The organism is Chryseobacterium indologenes (assembly GCF_001295265.1).
Taxonomy (GTDB): domain Bacteria; phylum Bacteroidota; class Bacteroidia; order Flavobacteriales; family Weeksellaceae; genus Chryseobacterium; species Chryseobacterium indologenes_A.
Genome location: NZ_LJOD01000006.1, coordinates 175,366 through 189,303, shown reverse-complemented (window position 1 = coordinate 189,303; position 13,938 = coordinate 175,366). Strand labels below are relative to the sequence as shown.

Genomic DNA, 13,938 nt, shown 5'->3' with positions numbered 1-13,938 from the left:
GAAAATGAAAAATAGTATTTCAAAAGTTATATTGGGAAGTTTTGTTGTAGGTGCAGTTGGATTAGCGCAGGCACAGAAAATTGATGCAAAAGCGAAAAAGATATTGGATGATATTACGGCCAACTATAATTCTAAAAAGAATTCTTACTTCAAATTTTCATTTGGAAGCGGTGTAAGCGGTCAGGTAACCAAGACGGAACCGGGAATCTACTATTCTGCCGGTGATAAATATAAGCTGAAAATCATGGATACGGAACAAATCTATGACGGAAACAAGATTTACAACATCAATGCTGATGATATGGAAGTAACGATTGCCAAACCTAACGGAAGCAGCACCATGTTCTCCCCTATCAACTATCTTTCCACTTACAGAAATGATTATAATGTAACCTATAACGGAAAAAAAACAGTAAACGGAGTAAACACAGATTTTATCAAGCTGACTCCGGTAAAATCCAACGGAATAAAATATGTTTACCTTTTTGTAGATTCTGCCAAGAAGCAGATGGTAAAACTTGAACAGCACGGAAATAATAAAGACGTAGCTGTAATTGCCATTAAAGAATATAAGGAAAACCAGGAACTGGATCCTAATATGTTCGTTTTTGATAAGAATAAGTTCAAAAACTACGTGATCACAGAACTTTAAAATGGAAAAGGTAAATTACGAATCTACAAATTCGTCTTTGTTTTTTAGTTTTTAAAGAAAAATATAAAAATTATAAGAGCCACAAGTAAAATTTGTGGCTTTTTGATTAATTTTGGCGCATGTTAAAAATACTAGACCGATATATCATAAAAACCTTCTTTGGACCGTTTTTCTTTATATTCAGCGTATTGTTTTTCATTTTTATTGTAAACATTATCTGGGTTCAGTTAGGGCAGTTTATGGGTAAAGGATTAAGCTACTGGCAAATCCTTAAACTTCTTTTTTATCTTGGGGTAAGCGTTATCAGTATGGTACTTCCGCTTACCATTCTTCTGGCAAGTATTATGTCCTTTGGAGAATTCGGAGAGCGCTATGAGCTTGCCGCCATGAAAGCTGCGGGAATTTCCCTAACAAGAGTAATGGCCCCGCTGTTGGGAGTGGCAACTGTATTGGCGGTCATGCTTTTTTTCTTCTCCAATAATATTATTCCGGACTTCCAGAAAAAGGCTAAGAATATGCTTTTCAACATTGCCCAGACTAAGCCGGCCCTAAATTTCACACCGGGACAGTTTATTGATCAGCTTCCCGGATATATGGTGAAATTTGATAAGATTTATGGGGATAACGGTGAACATATTGAAGGGGTCTTTGTTCACAAAAAAGCCAGCACCTATGAAAATCAGAGGTCTATTGTAGCTGAAAAAGGAAGATTTGTACCCATAGCCAATAAAAACTTTCTGAAGCTGGAACTGTATAATGGCTATATATTAGAAGACAATTTTGCAGGAAAGGGAGAAAATGTAAGAAAAAAGCAGCCGGATCAGGCTATTAAATTTGATACGCTGGTTTCTCACTTCGATGTCAGCGAAATCGTTAACAAAGCTATTGAAAAAGAACAGATCACAGACGATTACCGTTTCCAGACTTACGGCCAGCTTAACGCCACGGTGGCTAAAAACAAAAAAGACAACGCTGATTTTTTCACCAACATCGGAACTGATGTCCTGAGCCGTACCAATTCGGTCATCAGCTACATGGATAAAAATGTAAAATCAAAAGCCGCTCCGAAATCACAGATTAAATTAGACACAATAAAAGGAGATAAAAAAATGGAACTTCTTTATAATTCCTATAATAATCTGGAGAGCCTGAAAACAACGGCAGCAGATAAAAAGAATGAATTCAGTTCCAATATCAAATACTTCAGTAAGGTTGTCATCTATCAGCAAAGAATTATTTCCTATTCGGTAACCTGTATCATCTTCTTCCTGATCGGAGCCAGTTTAGGATCCATTATCAGAAAGGGAGGAATGGGACTTCCGGTGATCATAGCCATCATTATTTTCATCATCTTTTATGTGATGAATCTTGGAATTGAAAACGTAGCCTGGGGCGGAAAAATGAGCCCTTATCTGGCCGCATGGCTTCCTAATCTGATTCTTCTTCCTTTCGGTGTCTGGATGACGTATAAAGCTCTTACCGATTCACAGTTGTTTGATGCAGAGAAATATAAAGCGTTCTTTAAGCCTGTTACAAAGTTATTTGTGAAAACAAAAGAGCATACGAGATATCAGTAATGACAATAAAAATATAATGATCAATACAGACCCGGAAAGATCCGGGTCTTTTTTATCCCTGGCGGTCTGATATTTTTCCTGCTTTGTCATAAGGTAAACTTATTTGCACTTTTTTGCAGGATAGTAAAAGCATAAAATCAGTCTGTTTAAACTCATTTTATACTTAACCAAACCCTACGCGATAAAAGCTTTCAAAAGAATAAAAAATTTAGGATTTTAAAGGCTTATGTCACCTCTTTTTCAGAGTAATCATCAGTTTTTAAATAAAGTATTTCAATCTTTTGAAACTTTGTGGTTTTATAAAAAAGTTTGAACAGCTTTAGCATAAAAGAGTATATTTACAAAAATTGTTAAAAATAAATAATAACTACATGAAAAAATTACTACTGTTGAGCTTATTCGCAATGACGTCAATACATGGGTATGCGCAGGAAGACACCTCTAATGATTATGATCTGAAAAATGATGAAAAATTAGGGTATATCATTGATAAGAACGGCAAAAAAATTGAAGGAATCGTACGGCTGAACGGAGATGAAAGAAATCCTTGGGATAATCAGAAAAAAGTGAAATTCATTGCAGCTGCTGATATTGACAAATCTAAAAAGAAACAGAAGTTCAAAGGTTTTGATGCAGATGACATCAAAGGATACACCGCTATTGATGAAAACAACAATGAAAGACATTTTGAAACCATAAAGTACACCAATACAAAAGAAGGCTTTAATACAGCAACCGGTGGACTTAGCGGTAATCTTAAAGCCTTTAATAACCTTACCAAAAATACACAGTTTGCAGAAGTGGTAACAGACGGAAAAATCAAAGTATATAAACTTTACGGCTACCCTACCACATTCTCCGCCGGCGGACAAATCGCTGCTGCCGACAAGGAAAATGAAAGAATGAGAAATTTCCCTTCTTATATTTATACCAAAAAAGGGAGCAAACCGGAAGAGCTTACTTTTGCCAAAGCCAAAACAATTATTACAGACTGCAGCTATGCCAAAGGAAAATTAACCGCCGGCTCTTATACTTCTCTTAAAAATGATGAAAAGAAAAGATCCGGACTTGGAAAACTGATCAAAAGCCAGATTGATGACGTTATGTCAAACATTCCGCAGATTGTGGAAGAAGTTATAACAGATTATAACGAAAACTGTAAATAAACAGATACGGAGATTTCCCAAGGAGGCCTCCGTTTTTAATACCCTCTTACAAAATATGAAAACAATATTTATTACAGCATTCCTGACACTCCTTGTTTCATGCAGAAAAGAGAACAGTAAGGAAATCTTTCAGCCATCTGCCAATCCAGATCGCTCTGCTGCCCAAACTGTTTCTGCACCAGCAGATTCATCTGATCCGGCTGACAGCATCAGAAAAGAGTATAACAGGCTTCATGCTCTTCTGGAAGCTAAAAAACTCACTACCAAAGGCTTCACTTACAACTGCAATGAGGAGCCTTCGGGAGAGGTAACTTTCTATTCGGATAAGGGCGAAATTAAGGTAATCCGGCATTCTTATGCTGAACACAGCCATTTTTCAGCTGTTGAACAGTATTTTATTAAAAACGGAAAGCCATTCTTTATATTCAGAGAAGAAGCCGTATGGAGTTTCGATGGCGGAACTTCGGAAAAGCCTATTACTAAAGATGACATTACAGAAACCAGAATTTATATCCAAAACGGAAAACCTATCAGGTGCCTTGAAAAGACATACAGCATACGATCAGATGGTTCGGAAAAACCGGATCCTGCTAAAATCCCCGGAAAAGAAATTCCGTGTACAATTGAAGGCCTTATGAAAACCTATGAACTGCTCATAAAAAACAAAGATCAGAAAGAAAAAAAGCAATGTCTTTAAAAAACAAAAAGAGGCTTCCGTGGAAACCTCTTTTGTATTATCAAAAACTGAAAATTATACTTTCATAATTTCAGCTTCTTTTGTTTTAAGATGCTCATCGCAAAGCTTTACGTATTTATCGGTGTAAGCCTGAATTTCTTCTTCCACTCCTTTTACTACATCTTCAGAAACCCCTTCCAGTTTTTTAAGTTCTTTCAAACCATCCTGTCTTGCATTTCTTACCGTTACTTTAGTCTGCTCTGCTTCTGCTTTGGCCTGTTTTGCCAGTTCCTTTCTTCTTTCTTCAGTTAAAGGCGGAACGTTAAGGATAATGTTTTCTCCGTTATTAGAAGGAGCAAAGCCTAAGTTGGAATTGATGATCGCTTTCTCAATGGCATTGATAGCCGTTCTGTCCCAAGGTTGAATAGAAATTGTCATTGCATCCGGAACAGACACGTTGGCAACCTGATTGATAGGAGTCATTGCTCCGTAATATTCCACCATCACATCCTGAACCATTGCCGTAGAAGCACGTCCTGCCCTAATTCTTTGAAATGCGTGATCCAGGTGCTTTACAGCTGCATCCATGTCCTGCTTTACAGAGTCTAATATAAGATCTAATTCTTCCATTATTATATTATAGTTTGATAAATTACACATTATTTATGAATGATAAGAGATAAGTAATCAGCAACGAATACTATTAAAAGCCTTTACTTCGCTTAATACCGTCTACAAATCAACCAGAGTCCCCACATTTTCTCCGTCCACGATTTTTTCCAGGTTACCGTCTTTATTCATATCGAATACAATGATCGGAAGTTTGTTTTCATGGCTTAAAGTGAAGGCAGTCATATCCATTACCTTAAGGTTTTTTTCAAATACTTCATCGAAAGATAATGAATTATATTTTACGGCATCAGCATTTTTCTCAGGGTCACTGTCGTAAATTCCGTCTACTCTGGTCCCTTTTAAGATCACATCTGCCCCAATTTCAATAGCTCTTAATGTGGCAGCCGTATCCGTAGTAAAATAAGGGTTTCCTGTTCCTGCTCCGAAGATCACTACTCTTCCTTTTTCAAGGTGCCTTACTGCTCTTCTTTTGATAAAAGGTTCTGCCACTTTATCCATTTCAATGGCAGACTGAAGCCTTGTTTTGATTCCGGCATCTTCCAATGCTCCCTGAAGAGCCATTCCGTTGATGACCGTTGCCAGCATCCCCATATAATCTCCCTGCACTCTGTCCATTCCTTTCGCAGCTCCTGCTACTCCACGGAAAATGTTTCCTCCTCCAATAACAATCGCCACTTCACATCCTTTATCTACTACTTTTTTGATCTCTGCCGCATATTCCTGCAGTCTTTCATTATCAATACCGTATTGTCTGTTCCCCATTAAGGCCTCGCCACTCAGTTTTAGAAGGATTCTTTTATATTTCATCTTTAATTTTAATAAATTTTATTGGAGGTGATTTCCCCGAAATTTGATTTTGCAAATATAATCATTAAAAATATTGGTAAAAGAAAAATATTTACACACAAATAATGTTAGAAATATTTTGATAAGTACGAAAAAGGATTATTTTTGCATTAATTATAAATTGAATTGAAGAAAATTATCATTTTTTCATTATTTCTATCAGGAATTGTTTCTTATGCGCAAACAGGAACAAATGTTTACCCTTTCTTAAACATCCCTGTATCTGCCAGACAGGCTGCCTTAGGCGGTGATGCAATTTCCATAAGAGATCATGATGTTTCCTTTGCTATTGCAAACCCGTCCCTTCTTAATAAAGATTCAGATAAACAGCTCTCTGTAAACGCTGCAGCCTATCTTGCCGACTCCAAATACGGAACCGTTGCCTATGCCAGAGATTTCGATAACGGACATATGGCCACCATTAATGCAAGGTATATGAGCTACGGAAGTATTCCGAGAACTGATGAAAGCGGTTATCAAAACGGAGATTTCAAAGCTTCAGATGTAGCCATTGGTGCAGGATATGCCTACCAGTTTGAAGAAGACTGGACCATTGGCGGAGGGATTAATTTCATCACTTCAAAAATTGACAACTATACGTCTTCTGCCATCTCAGGAACAGCAGGAGTTACTTACTATAATAAGAAAAACAAAGAAACCCTTTCCTTAGTACTAAGAAACTTCGGATTTCAGCTGAAATCATTCAACGGAACAAGAGAAAACCTTCCGTTCAGAGTGGATCTGGGCTATACCAGGATTCTGAAAATGATTCCGCTTGCCATTACCATTACTGCACACGATCTTCAGCAGTTTGATATTTCAGATCAGTATAATGTAAACGGGCAGGAAGTAGGCTTCGGAAGAAAGCTTGCAGACCACTTTTCTGTGGGAGCTGAGCTTTTCCCGGAAAAAGGGTTTAATATAAGGCTGGGATATAATGTAAAAAGAGGTAATGAACTTGCCGTGGCAGATCAGAGAAACTTTTCGGGACTTTCCGGAGGCTTCGGAATTAAGCTAAGAAAATTCCGCATCGATTATGCTCACATCCGTTATCATAACTCTTCCAATGTAAACCAAATTGGTGTTTCCATAGACCTTAGCAGCCATGCAGGAGAATAATTCTACACTATAAATCTACATTGTTATGTAGATTTTTTTCTTTACAGCCTTGGTTTTTTAAAAAAAATCTTGAAATTTGCGGTATGAAAAAACCTGTAATAGCTATCGATGGGTACTCGTCTACCGGAAAAAGTTCAATCTCTAAAGTCATTGCCGATAAACTGGGTCTTATTCATCTGGATACCGGAGCACTTTACAGAGGGGTAACCTGGTTTGCATTACAGAACTGTATGAACGAGGATAACACCGTTGATCTTCAGAAACTGTTCAGTTCTTTCAATGAAATTGAACTGGAATTCAGAAATAATGCCGGAGAACTGGTTCTTTATCTTAATCATATTGATATTTCCAAGCAGATCCGTACCAATGAAGTATCTGATAACGTAAGCATTGTTGCCAAACAGAAAGAAGTAAGAGATTTTCTTCTTCAGTCACAGCGCTCATTGGCAGAAAAAGGAGGCATTATTATGGACGGACGTGACATAGGGACAGTTGTTCTGCCAAATGCGGACTATAAATTCTTCCTTACTGCCAGCATTGACGAAAGAACCAACAGAAGATATTTTGAATTGGAAGGCCTGGGAATCAAAGCAGACAGAGAGCAGGTAAAACAGAACCTTATTGAACGTGACAAGATCGACAGTGAAAGGGAAATCGCACCGTTGAAACAGGCTGAAGATGCTATTGTTATTGATAATACAACGCTGACAAAAGATGAAACAATAGACCTGATTTTATCCCACATCCATAAGATTTAACAATTTTTAATAGGCTATTGACCTCCTTTGGTATGCAAATTGTACATTTTAACACAGTAAAAACTACTATTTATTAACTATTAAAAAACTTAAAATGTCTAGAAAAGGAAAAAATACAGCAGGTATATTGGCAGGACTTCTTGCAGGTGCTGCAGCAGGTGTAATCTTAGGAATGCTTTATGCCCCTGAAGAAGGTAAAGAAACAAGAAAGAAAATCAAAAATAAAGCAAACGACCTAAAAGACCAGGCTAAAAACAAATATGGCGAGGTTTCTGAAAAAGTAAAAGACCAGTACAGCAATATTTCTTCTACTTTCAAAGAAACAGCTAATAATGTAGCCCATACGGTAAAAGACGGATATGATAAATACAAAGACCAGATCGTTTCTAAAACGGCAGACGTAGTAAAAGATGTAGAAGCTGAATTGAATGATCTTAAAAAATAATAAGTAATTTATTTTTTGAGTAAATTATGGGAAGGAACTTTTTGCGCGAAAGTTCCTTTTTTTGTAACTTTAAAAAAAAACAATGATAGAGACTATTAAAGAATATGCCTCGAAGAGAATAGATCTTCTGAAAATTGAAGCTACTGAAAAATCTTCTCTTTCCGCTGGGCTCATTACCTACTTTGTAGTGCTGCTTGTTGCTTTTGCTTTTTTTATTATCCTTTTCAACTTTGGAATTGCCTTTCTTATCGGTAAAGCACTGGATAATACTTCTTACGGTTTCCTGATTGTTGCTGCATTTTACGCTGTTATCATGGCGCTGGTAGTCGTCTTCAAGAATAGAATTGTCAATACGGTTGCAGATCAGGTTATTAAATTTTTAAATCATTAAGCTATGGGCAGAAAATATGAAAGCATCGAAGAGCTAAGAAGAAAGAAAAAACTGCTTAAAGGCGAAATAAACGATCTGGAAAACCTTCTTACCTTTAAAAATACAAAAGAAAGTTTAAGTGCTTTTACCAACGGACTGAGTGATCAGTATCTTCAGGAGAAAGTAGATGAAGACGGTGATGAAAAAGTGGTTCTCCGCAAAGATGTTATTGCCAAGCAGCTTACCTCAGAAGTAAAAGATCTGCTGATTAATAAAAATACAGCGGTAGGCATTGCCAGTACGGCATTAGGTGGAAATGTTACAGACGGGCTTATTAAATTGGGAGTAACAGCACTGGTTGGCAACTACGCCAAAAAGAATATGAAAAGCCCTAACTGGAAAAAGAAATTGCTGGGTGCAGCTATGATTTACCTTGCTCCTATTGCTTTGAAATATGTCAGAAAAAAACTTGAAGAATATCAGAAAAACAAAAGTGTTTCAAGTATGGAACAACTGATATAATAACTCATAAGAATATAAGACATCAGATTTCAGAGGGTTTATTGAGGACAAAAGTACTCATCACATATCTGAAATCTGATGTCTGAATATTTAATTTATCCTCTGAAGAGCTGTCCCAAAATAATTCCAGCTGCCATTGAAACATTCAGGCTTTCTGTAGACTGGGATTTTCCAAACCGGGGAATTGTTACACATTTCTGAAGTAACTTTTCTGTTTCAGGGCGCATTCCGTTTCCTTCATTTCCAAGAATAAGGTTCATTTTCTCCGGCTTTTCAAACGTATAGATATTCTCGCCTTCCATATCCGTTCCGATATTAACACTTTTTGTTCCGGACAGATATTCTGTAAGATCAGTATAAACAACATTTACACGTGTGAAAGATCCCATACTGGCCTGTATCACTTTGGGATTATAGACATCTACCGTATCTTCGCTGCAGATAATCTGTTCAATTCCGAACCAATCTGCCAGGCGGATAATGGTCCCAAGGTTTCCGGGATCCTGAATCCCGTCCAGAACAAGCTGTACTTCCCTGTCATCCATTTTCTCCTCTTCCCCCAGATAGCATACCGCAACGGAATCTTTCGGAGTTTTAAGAAAGCTGATTTTTTTCAGCTCATTTTCAGTGATCTGAATAACAGGAGCCTCCGTACGGCCCAATTTTTGCGGATCGGTAGAGAATATTTCCTTAATTTTAATATTTGAATTGAAAAGTTCACAAATGATTTTATTACCTTCAACCAAAAACAAATTGTATTTTTGTCTGAACTTCTTTTTATCTAAAGACTGTAAAACTTTTATTGTATGAGCTGTAAGCATTATAAGAATTCTCCTCAAAAATATTATAAAATTATCTCATTTGCAACATTTGTTGGTCTCCTTTATGCATGCAGTACCACCAAAAAGGTTCCGGATGGTGAATATCTGCTTACCAAGAACAATTTTGAGTTTGAAGATAAAAAAGAACCTTTTGATGAGGAACTGAAAGATTATGTACAGCAGAAGCCCAATAAAAAACAGCTTCTGTTCATGCCGTTAAGCTTGGGATTCTATAATATGGCTAATCCTAAATATGATACGCTGCTTAATGAATACATGACCTATCCCAGCGAAATGAGAAGTCAAAAACTGAGAGACTCACTATTCATTAAATATGATATGAAGAGCAGTGTAGGAAAAACACTCTTTCTTGACCGTCTCCTTCACAACTGGGGAAGCCCGCCAGTTATCCTAGATCAGACAAGAAGTGAAAAGAGTGCCGAATCTGTTGAAAAAAGGATGGTTTACAGAGGTTTCTGGGACGCAGAAGTAAACTTTAAACATGTGCTGGATTCTGCTTCAAAAAAGGCTGCGGTTAATTATTTTATCAAACACAATGAGCCCACTTATATTAAGGATTACTACTATAATATTACAGACCCTATCGTTAAAGGTCTTTACTGGCAGAAACTTGATAAAAGTCTGATAAGATCCGGGCAGATCCTGGATCAGACCGTCCTTGAAAAGGAAGCTGCCAGAATTACTGATCTGATGCGAGAAAACGGATATTATAGATTCAACAGCTCAAATGAGGAAATATCCTTTGTAGCAGATTCCTTAAAAAGCAAAAAAAAGGTTCCGCTTATACTTGAAATCCACCGAGATTCAACGGACCGTCCTTATAAGGTTTCCACCATCGGAAATATTGATGTAGCTATCATAGATGAACCCGGTGATTACCCTAAAAATACGGTTAAAGACAGCCTAAGGAGAATAAGATTCCATAAGGTGAACGATAATTATAAAATATCATCGCTCTGGAGGTCTATCATCGTGGATAATAAGCAGGTATACGATCAGAAAAAACTGGATCTTACCAAGAGAAACCTTCTTGCCATGAATAACTTCAGCCTTGTAAAAGCAAGAGACTCGCTGAGAAGAGGCGGAGGCATGGCACCTAATGACAGCATCATTGATGTTCTTTACATCTTAAAACCTCTCCCGAAATATGAACTGAAGGTAGGAACCGACGTTAATTATTCCCAGATTCTGAATCTTGGAATATCCCCTTCTGTAGATCTTACCACAAGAAATGTCTTCAGGGGTGCGGAAAACCTTTCTACCAGCCTTTCCGGAGCTTTCGGATCCATAAGAAGTACCAAGGATATCAGTAAAAGAGAACTGGCTTATGAAATTTCTGCCCAGGCTTCCCTTAATTTCCCGAGGCTGCTGCTTCCTTTTGATTATTACAAGCTTCTTCCTAAAAGATACACTCCTACTTCCTCTATTCTATTGGGAGCATCAGTACAAAATAATATCGGTTTGGGAAGGGTTAACTTTAATACAGGGCTTAACTATCAGGCCAACGTCAATGATCAGGTTTCACACAGGCTTACCCTGTTCAACACCCAGGTCAGCCTTACCAAAAATAAAGACGCCTATTATGATTATTTCACCAATGACGAAAGGATCAAGGATGATATGTTCAGAAATTATTTTGATTACACGTCTACTATTTCCGGAATGACGGATATTGAGAGCAGATATCTTTCAGGGCAGCTTAGTATTGATGATATTTCGGAAATGATTCTTAAAGACAATGCTTACATAAGTTCACTGGATAAGAAGAGCCAGGATCTCCTGTTGGCATTTATGGGGTCACTCGTGAATAAAGACAGACAGACTCAGGATATCCTTATCTCTTCTATGATCTATAATTTTGTTTATAGTGAGATTGGTAAAAAAGACTATCCGAATGCCTTCTATTTTAACGGTAAAGTAGAACTTGCGGGTAATATTTTAAGCATATTCAATCAAAAAAGAGATGCGGGAGGTGTTATAGCAAACCCTCAGAGAACAATTTTCGGGCTCCCTTACGCCCAATTTGTGAAATTTGATATCGATACCCGAAAATATTTTAAGTTTAATGGCAATCAGACCTTAGTGCTGAGACAGTTCATTGGTGTTGGTATTCCTTACGGAAATTCTACGGATATGCCTGTGATTAAGTCTTATTTCAACGGTGGATCTAATGACATCAGAGCCTGGGTAGCTTTTGGGGGACTGGGGCCATCAGATTCCCAGATTGATGAAAGAGTACGTACTTATATGACGAACAATGTAAAACTAACTACGAACATAGAATACAGGATTCCTTTTAATGAGATGTATGAAGGGGCATTATTTACGGATATAGGAAACACATGGAGTCTTAGAAAACCTGATGGAAGCGGAGGTTATGGAGACGAATTCAAATTCAATAAGTTCCTGGGACAGGTTGGAATTGGAAGTGGTATTGGTTTAAGACTAAATATTGCTTACATCACCCTAAGGCTAGACCTTGCTTACAAGATCTACGATCCGAATAAACCGGACGGAGACCGATGGAGATTTAAGAATTTTCAACCTTTTAAACCTACCCTGAATATAGCATTCGGATATCCTTTCTAATCCGGAGAAATACCCAATATAAAATATACTACAGCAACCACTCGGGCTAAAATCTCCCGGAACTGGTTTCTGTAGTAGCTTTCGGGTTTTGTCACATCCTGCGCATCAAATCCCAGCGCGTTCATATTATTATTCCTGGCAAAAAATAATGCCCGCAGGTTATGAAAGCCCTGCGATACAATAATCACATCCGTTTTCTTATAAACATCTTTGCAGCGTAGAATACTTTTATAGGTATTGAATCCTTTCGGGTCTTCTATAATAATATCTTCAGGAACTCCTTCCTGATAAACCAGATAATTCTTCATGGCAGCGGGCTCATTATACCCCTTACTTTTTTCTCCGCTTACAATAATCTTCCTGATTTTTCCATGATGATAAAGAAGTGCAGCTGCATCCATTCTTTTTGTGAAATAAGGATTGGAAAGTCCCGATCTCATTTTGGGAGAAGTCCCCAGAACCAAAGCAATTTCTCTGGGCGGAATTTTTGAAATCTTGGTATAGGTACGTCCGTTTGTGAGCCCGAAAACCCAGGCATTACAAAGAATAATCAACAGAATTCCCATTTCTATTGATACGAAAGTTAAATTAAATATGTTTTTAATAATTCTCAACTAAGATCAAAGTTAAGCTTTATTTTTTTACTTTTTGCTATTGACATGCAAGCTAATATTTTTCCCTGTGCCTCTTCTTTCTCTGTCAGATATTCATTTTCCAGAAGTTCCACTTCACCTTCTTCCAGATAGCATTCACAGCTTCCACAGATCCCGGATTTGCAGGAATAAGGAACCGGAAAGTTCTGAACCAGCAGCTGCTGAAGTATTTTTTCTTTATTATCCGGAAGTTCGGCCTGATACTCTTTCCCCAATGATCTGAATTTCACTTCAACATTTTTGATCAGCGGAAATTCTTTCTCTATCGGATAAATATCATCATTGAACTCTTCAAACAATTCAAAATGAATATTTTTTTTAGGAATACCATGGTGATAGCATGCATTAGCCAGCGTTTTAATCATTTCTCCTTTTCCGCAGATCAGGACTTCATCTACAGCATCCCAGATTGTAGATTCTTCATCCGTATCATCCAGATGTAGGATCTGATTGATAATAAGGGCTAATTTCTTTTCATCCAGTCTTCCTAAAAAAAACGGGTCCGCTGTTTTTTCCTGTGAGAAAAAGTAAAAAATCTGAAGTCTGTCTCCGCATGTTCTGGCCATATTATCCAGCTGATTCCTGTATACTACTTCTTCGGAGCTTTTATTTCCGAAAAACAGGAACAGCCTTGTTCGCGGCTCATTATGCAGAATATTTTTAAAATGGCTTAGGATCGGAGTAATTCCTATACCGGCAGCAAAAGCAACGATCGTCCTGAATTCACTGGGTTTTGAAACCAGCGTAAACCTTCCCGAAGGCTCACTCACCAGCATTTCATCTCCTTCATGGTAATTATGAAACAGCTGTGAAGCCGCTCCTTCCGGAGCGTTTACTTTTATCCCCAGACATATCCTTTTTTCATACGGTGCAGAAGTCATTGAATAATCATTGATTATTTCCTTTCCATGAGCCATAAATTTTATGCTCACAAACTGTCCGGCTTCAAATCTGAAATTCTCCTGCAGGTCCTCCGGAATTTCAAACTCCAGAGAGAAAGTATTTTTGGTCAGTTCTTCCTTTTTCGCTACTTTTAACCGATGAAACTGTATCAGTTTCCCTTTATAGATTTGTTGTTCCATACTTCAAT

The 13,938-nt window shown here is 37.5% G+C and carries 15 protein-coding genes; 10 read left to right on the top strand and 5 right to left on the bottom strand.

All coding sequences use genetic code 11. From position 1 onward, the window contains the following. Nucleotides 1-4: 4 nt before the first annotated feature. The 4 genes from AOB46_RS11145 (at nucleotide 5) to AOB46_RS11130 (ending at nucleotide 4,092) form a co-directional block, all read left to right on the top strand. Nucleotides 5-652, top strand: a complete 648-nt coding sequence (locus AOB46_RS11145) for a LolA family protein (protein ID WP_062699289.1) — start codon at nucleotides 5-7, stop codon at nucleotides 650-652. A gap of 119 nt (nucleotides 653-771) precedes the next feature. Further along, nucleotides 772-2,229: an LptF/LptG family permease gene (locus AOB46_RS11140; protein WP_062699287.1), complete on the top strand. Its 1,458-nt coding sequence runs from the start codon at nucleotides 772-774 to the stop codon at nucleotides 2,227-2,229. A gap of 371 nt (nucleotides 2,230-2,600) precedes the next feature. Beyond that, the gene (locus tag AOB46_RS11135) at nucleotides 2,601-3,395 is read left to right on the top strand and encodes a hypothetical protein (protein ID WP_131724356.1); all 795 of its coding nucleotides are present in this window, start codon (nucleotides 2,601-2,603) and stop codon (nucleotides 3,393-3,395) included. A gap of 55 nt (nucleotides 3,396-3,450) precedes the next feature. Continuing rightward, nucleotides 3,451-4,092 (top strand): hypothetical protein, encoded by a 642-nt coding sequence (locus AOB46_RS11130; protein WP_062699283.1) that lies wholly within the window; start codon nucleotides 3,451-3,453, stop codon nucleotides 4,090-4,092. Between the two features lie 54 nt (nucleotides 4,093-4,146). Here AOB46_RS11130 and frr read toward each other — a convergent pair whose 3' ends face one another. Further along, nucleotides 4,147-4,701 (bottom strand): ribosome recycling factor, encoded by a 555-nt coding sequence (frr, locus tag AOB46_RS11125; protein WP_062699281.1) that lies wholly within the window; start codon nucleotides 4,699-4,701, stop codon nucleotides 4,147-4,149. A 102-nt stretch (nucleotides 4,702-4,803) separates the two neighbouring features. Then, entirely contained in the window at nucleotides 4,804-5,511 is a 708-nt protein-coding gene (gene pyrH, locus AOB46_RS11120; protein WP_002979821.1) for a UMP kinase, read from the bottom strand. 165 nt (nucleotides 5,512-5,676) lie between these two features. On the opposite strand from pyrH, the gene porQ reads away from it, so the two are divergent. The 5 genes from porQ (at nucleotide 5,677) to AOB46_RS11095 (ending at nucleotide 8,764) form a co-directional block, all read left to right on the top strand. Further along, entirely contained in the window at nucleotides 5,677-6,669 is a 993-nt protein-coding gene (gene porQ / locus AOB46_RS11115) for a type IX secretion system protein PorQ (RefSeq protein ID WP_062699279.1), read from the top strand. 83 nt (nucleotides 6,670-6,752) lie between these two features. After that, nucleotides 6,753-7,427, top strand: coding sequence for a (d)CMP kinase (gene cmk / locus AOB46_RS11110; RefSeq protein WP_062699277.1), 675 nt, complete (start codon nucleotides 6,753-6,755; stop codon nucleotides 7,425-7,427). Between the two features lie 94 nt (nucleotides 7,428-7,521). Next, nucleotides 7,522-7,872, top strand: coding sequence for a YtxH domain-containing protein (locus AOB46_RS11105; RefSeq protein WP_062699275.1), 351 nt, complete (start codon nucleotides 7,522-7,524; stop codon nucleotides 7,870-7,872). A gap of 82 nt (nucleotides 7,873-7,954) precedes the next feature. Next, nucleotides 7,955-8,263: a phage holin family protein gene (locus AOB46_RS11100; protein ID WP_062699273.1), complete on the top strand. Its 309-nt coding sequence runs from the start codon at nucleotides 7,955-7,957 to the stop codon at nucleotides 8,261-8,263. A gap of 3 nt (nucleotides 8,264-8,266) precedes the next feature. Beyond that, on the top strand, nucleotides 8,267-8,764 hold the full coding sequence (locus AOB46_RS11095) for a hypothetical protein (RefSeq protein WP_062699271.1): 498 nt from the start codon (nucleotides 8,267-8,269) through the stop codon (nucleotides 8,762-8,764). Nucleotides 8,765-8,859: 95 nt separating this feature from the next. On the opposite strand, the gene AOB46_RS11090 is transcribed toward AOB46_RS11095, so the two are convergent. Further along, on the bottom strand, nucleotides 8,860-9,585 hold the full coding sequence (locus AOB46_RS11090) for a TrmH family RNA methyltransferase (RefSeq protein ID WP_062699269.1): 726 nt from the start codon (nucleotides 9,583-9,585) through the stop codon (nucleotides 8,860-8,862). On the opposite strand from AOB46_RS11090, the gene AOB46_RS11085 reads away from it, so the two are divergent. Next, nucleotides 9,571-12,195 carry a BamA/TamA family outer membrane protein gene (locus AOB46_RS11085; protein ID WP_062699267.1) on the top strand — a complete coding sequence of 875 codons (2,625 nt, stop codon included), beginning with the start codon at nucleotides 9,571-9,573 and terminating at the stop codon, nucleotides 12,193-12,195. The two genes, AOB46_RS11090 and AOB46_RS11085, sit on opposite strands and share 15 nt — an antisense overlap. Here AOB46_RS11085 and AOB46_RS11080 read toward each other — a convergent pair. Together AOB46_RS11080 and AOB46_RS11075 are read right to left on the bottom strand one after the other, a co-directional pair. Next, complete coding sequence (locus AOB46_RS11080; protein ID WP_062699266.1) at nucleotides 12,192-12,809, bottom strand: vancomycin high temperature exclusion protein; 618 nt, start codon at nucleotides 12,807-12,809, stop codon at nucleotides 12,192-12,194. The two genes, AOB46_RS11085 and AOB46_RS11080, sit on opposite strands and share 4 nt — an antisense overlap. Beyond that, nucleotides 12,806-13,930 carry a ferredoxin--NADP reductase gene (locus tag AOB46_RS11075; RefSeq protein ID WP_062699264.1) on the bottom strand — a complete coding sequence of 375 codons (1,125 nt, stop codon included), beginning with the start codon at nucleotides 13,928-13,930 and terminating at the stop codon, nucleotides 12,806-12,808. Before AOB46_RS11075 ends, AOB46_RS11080 begins: the two co-directional genes overlap by 4 nt. Nucleotides 13,931-13,938 lie beyond the last annotated feature (8 nt).

Excerpts from the sequence above, each read along its gene's own strand:
- AOB46_RS11135 (WP_131724356.1), top strand. The coding sequence starts at position 2,601 with ATGAAAAAATTACTACTGTTGAGCTTATTCGCAATGACGTCAATACAT.
- AOB46_RS11100 (WP_062699273.1), top strand. The coding sequence starts at position 7,955 with ATGATAGAGACTATTAAAGAATATGCCTCGAAGAGAATAGATCTTCTG.
- cmk (WP_062699277.1), top strand. The coding sequence starts at position 6,753 with ATGAAAAAACCTGTAATAGCTATCGATGGGTACTCGTCTACCGGAAAA.
- AOB46_RS11140 (WP_062699287.1), top strand. The coding sequence starts at position 772 with ATGTTAAAAATACTAGACCGATATATCATAAAAACCTTCTTTGGACCG.
- frr (WP_062699281.1), bottom strand. The coding sequence starts at position 4,701 with ATGGAAGAATTAGATCTTATATTAGACTCTGTAAAGCAGGACATGGAT.
- AOB46_RS11105 (WP_062699275.1), top strand. The coding sequence starts at position 7,522 with ATGTCTAGAAAAGGAAAAAATACAGCAGGTATATTGGCAGGACTTCTT.
- AOB46_RS11145 (WP_062699289.1), top strand. The coding sequence starts at position 5 with ATGAAAAATAGTATTTCAAAAGTTATATTGGGAAGTTTTGTTGTAGGT.
- AOB46_RS11090 (WP_062699269.1), bottom strand. The coding sequence starts at position 9,585 with ATGCTTACAGCTCATACAATAAAAGTTTTACAGTCTTTAGATAAAAAG.
- pyrH (WP_002979821.1), bottom strand. The coding sequence starts at position 5,511 with ATGAAATATAAAAGAATCCTTCTAAAACTGAGTGGCGAGGCCTTAATG.
- AOB46_RS11095 (WP_062699271.1), top strand. The coding sequence starts at position 8,267 with ATGGGCAGAAAATATGAAAGCATCGAAGAGCTAAGAAGAAAGAAAAAA.
- AOB46_RS11130 (WP_062699283.1), top strand. The coding sequence starts at position 3,451 with ATGAAAACAATATTTATTACAGCATTCCTGACACTCCTTGTTTCATGC.
- AOB46_RS11075 (WP_062699264.1), bottom strand. The coding sequence starts at position 13,930 with ATGGAACAACAAATCTATAAAGGGAAACTGATACAGTTTCATCGGTTA.
- AOB46_RS11085 (WP_062699267.1), top strand. The coding sequence starts at position 9,571 with ATGAGCTGTAAGCATTATAAGAATTCTCCTCAAAAATATTATAAAATT.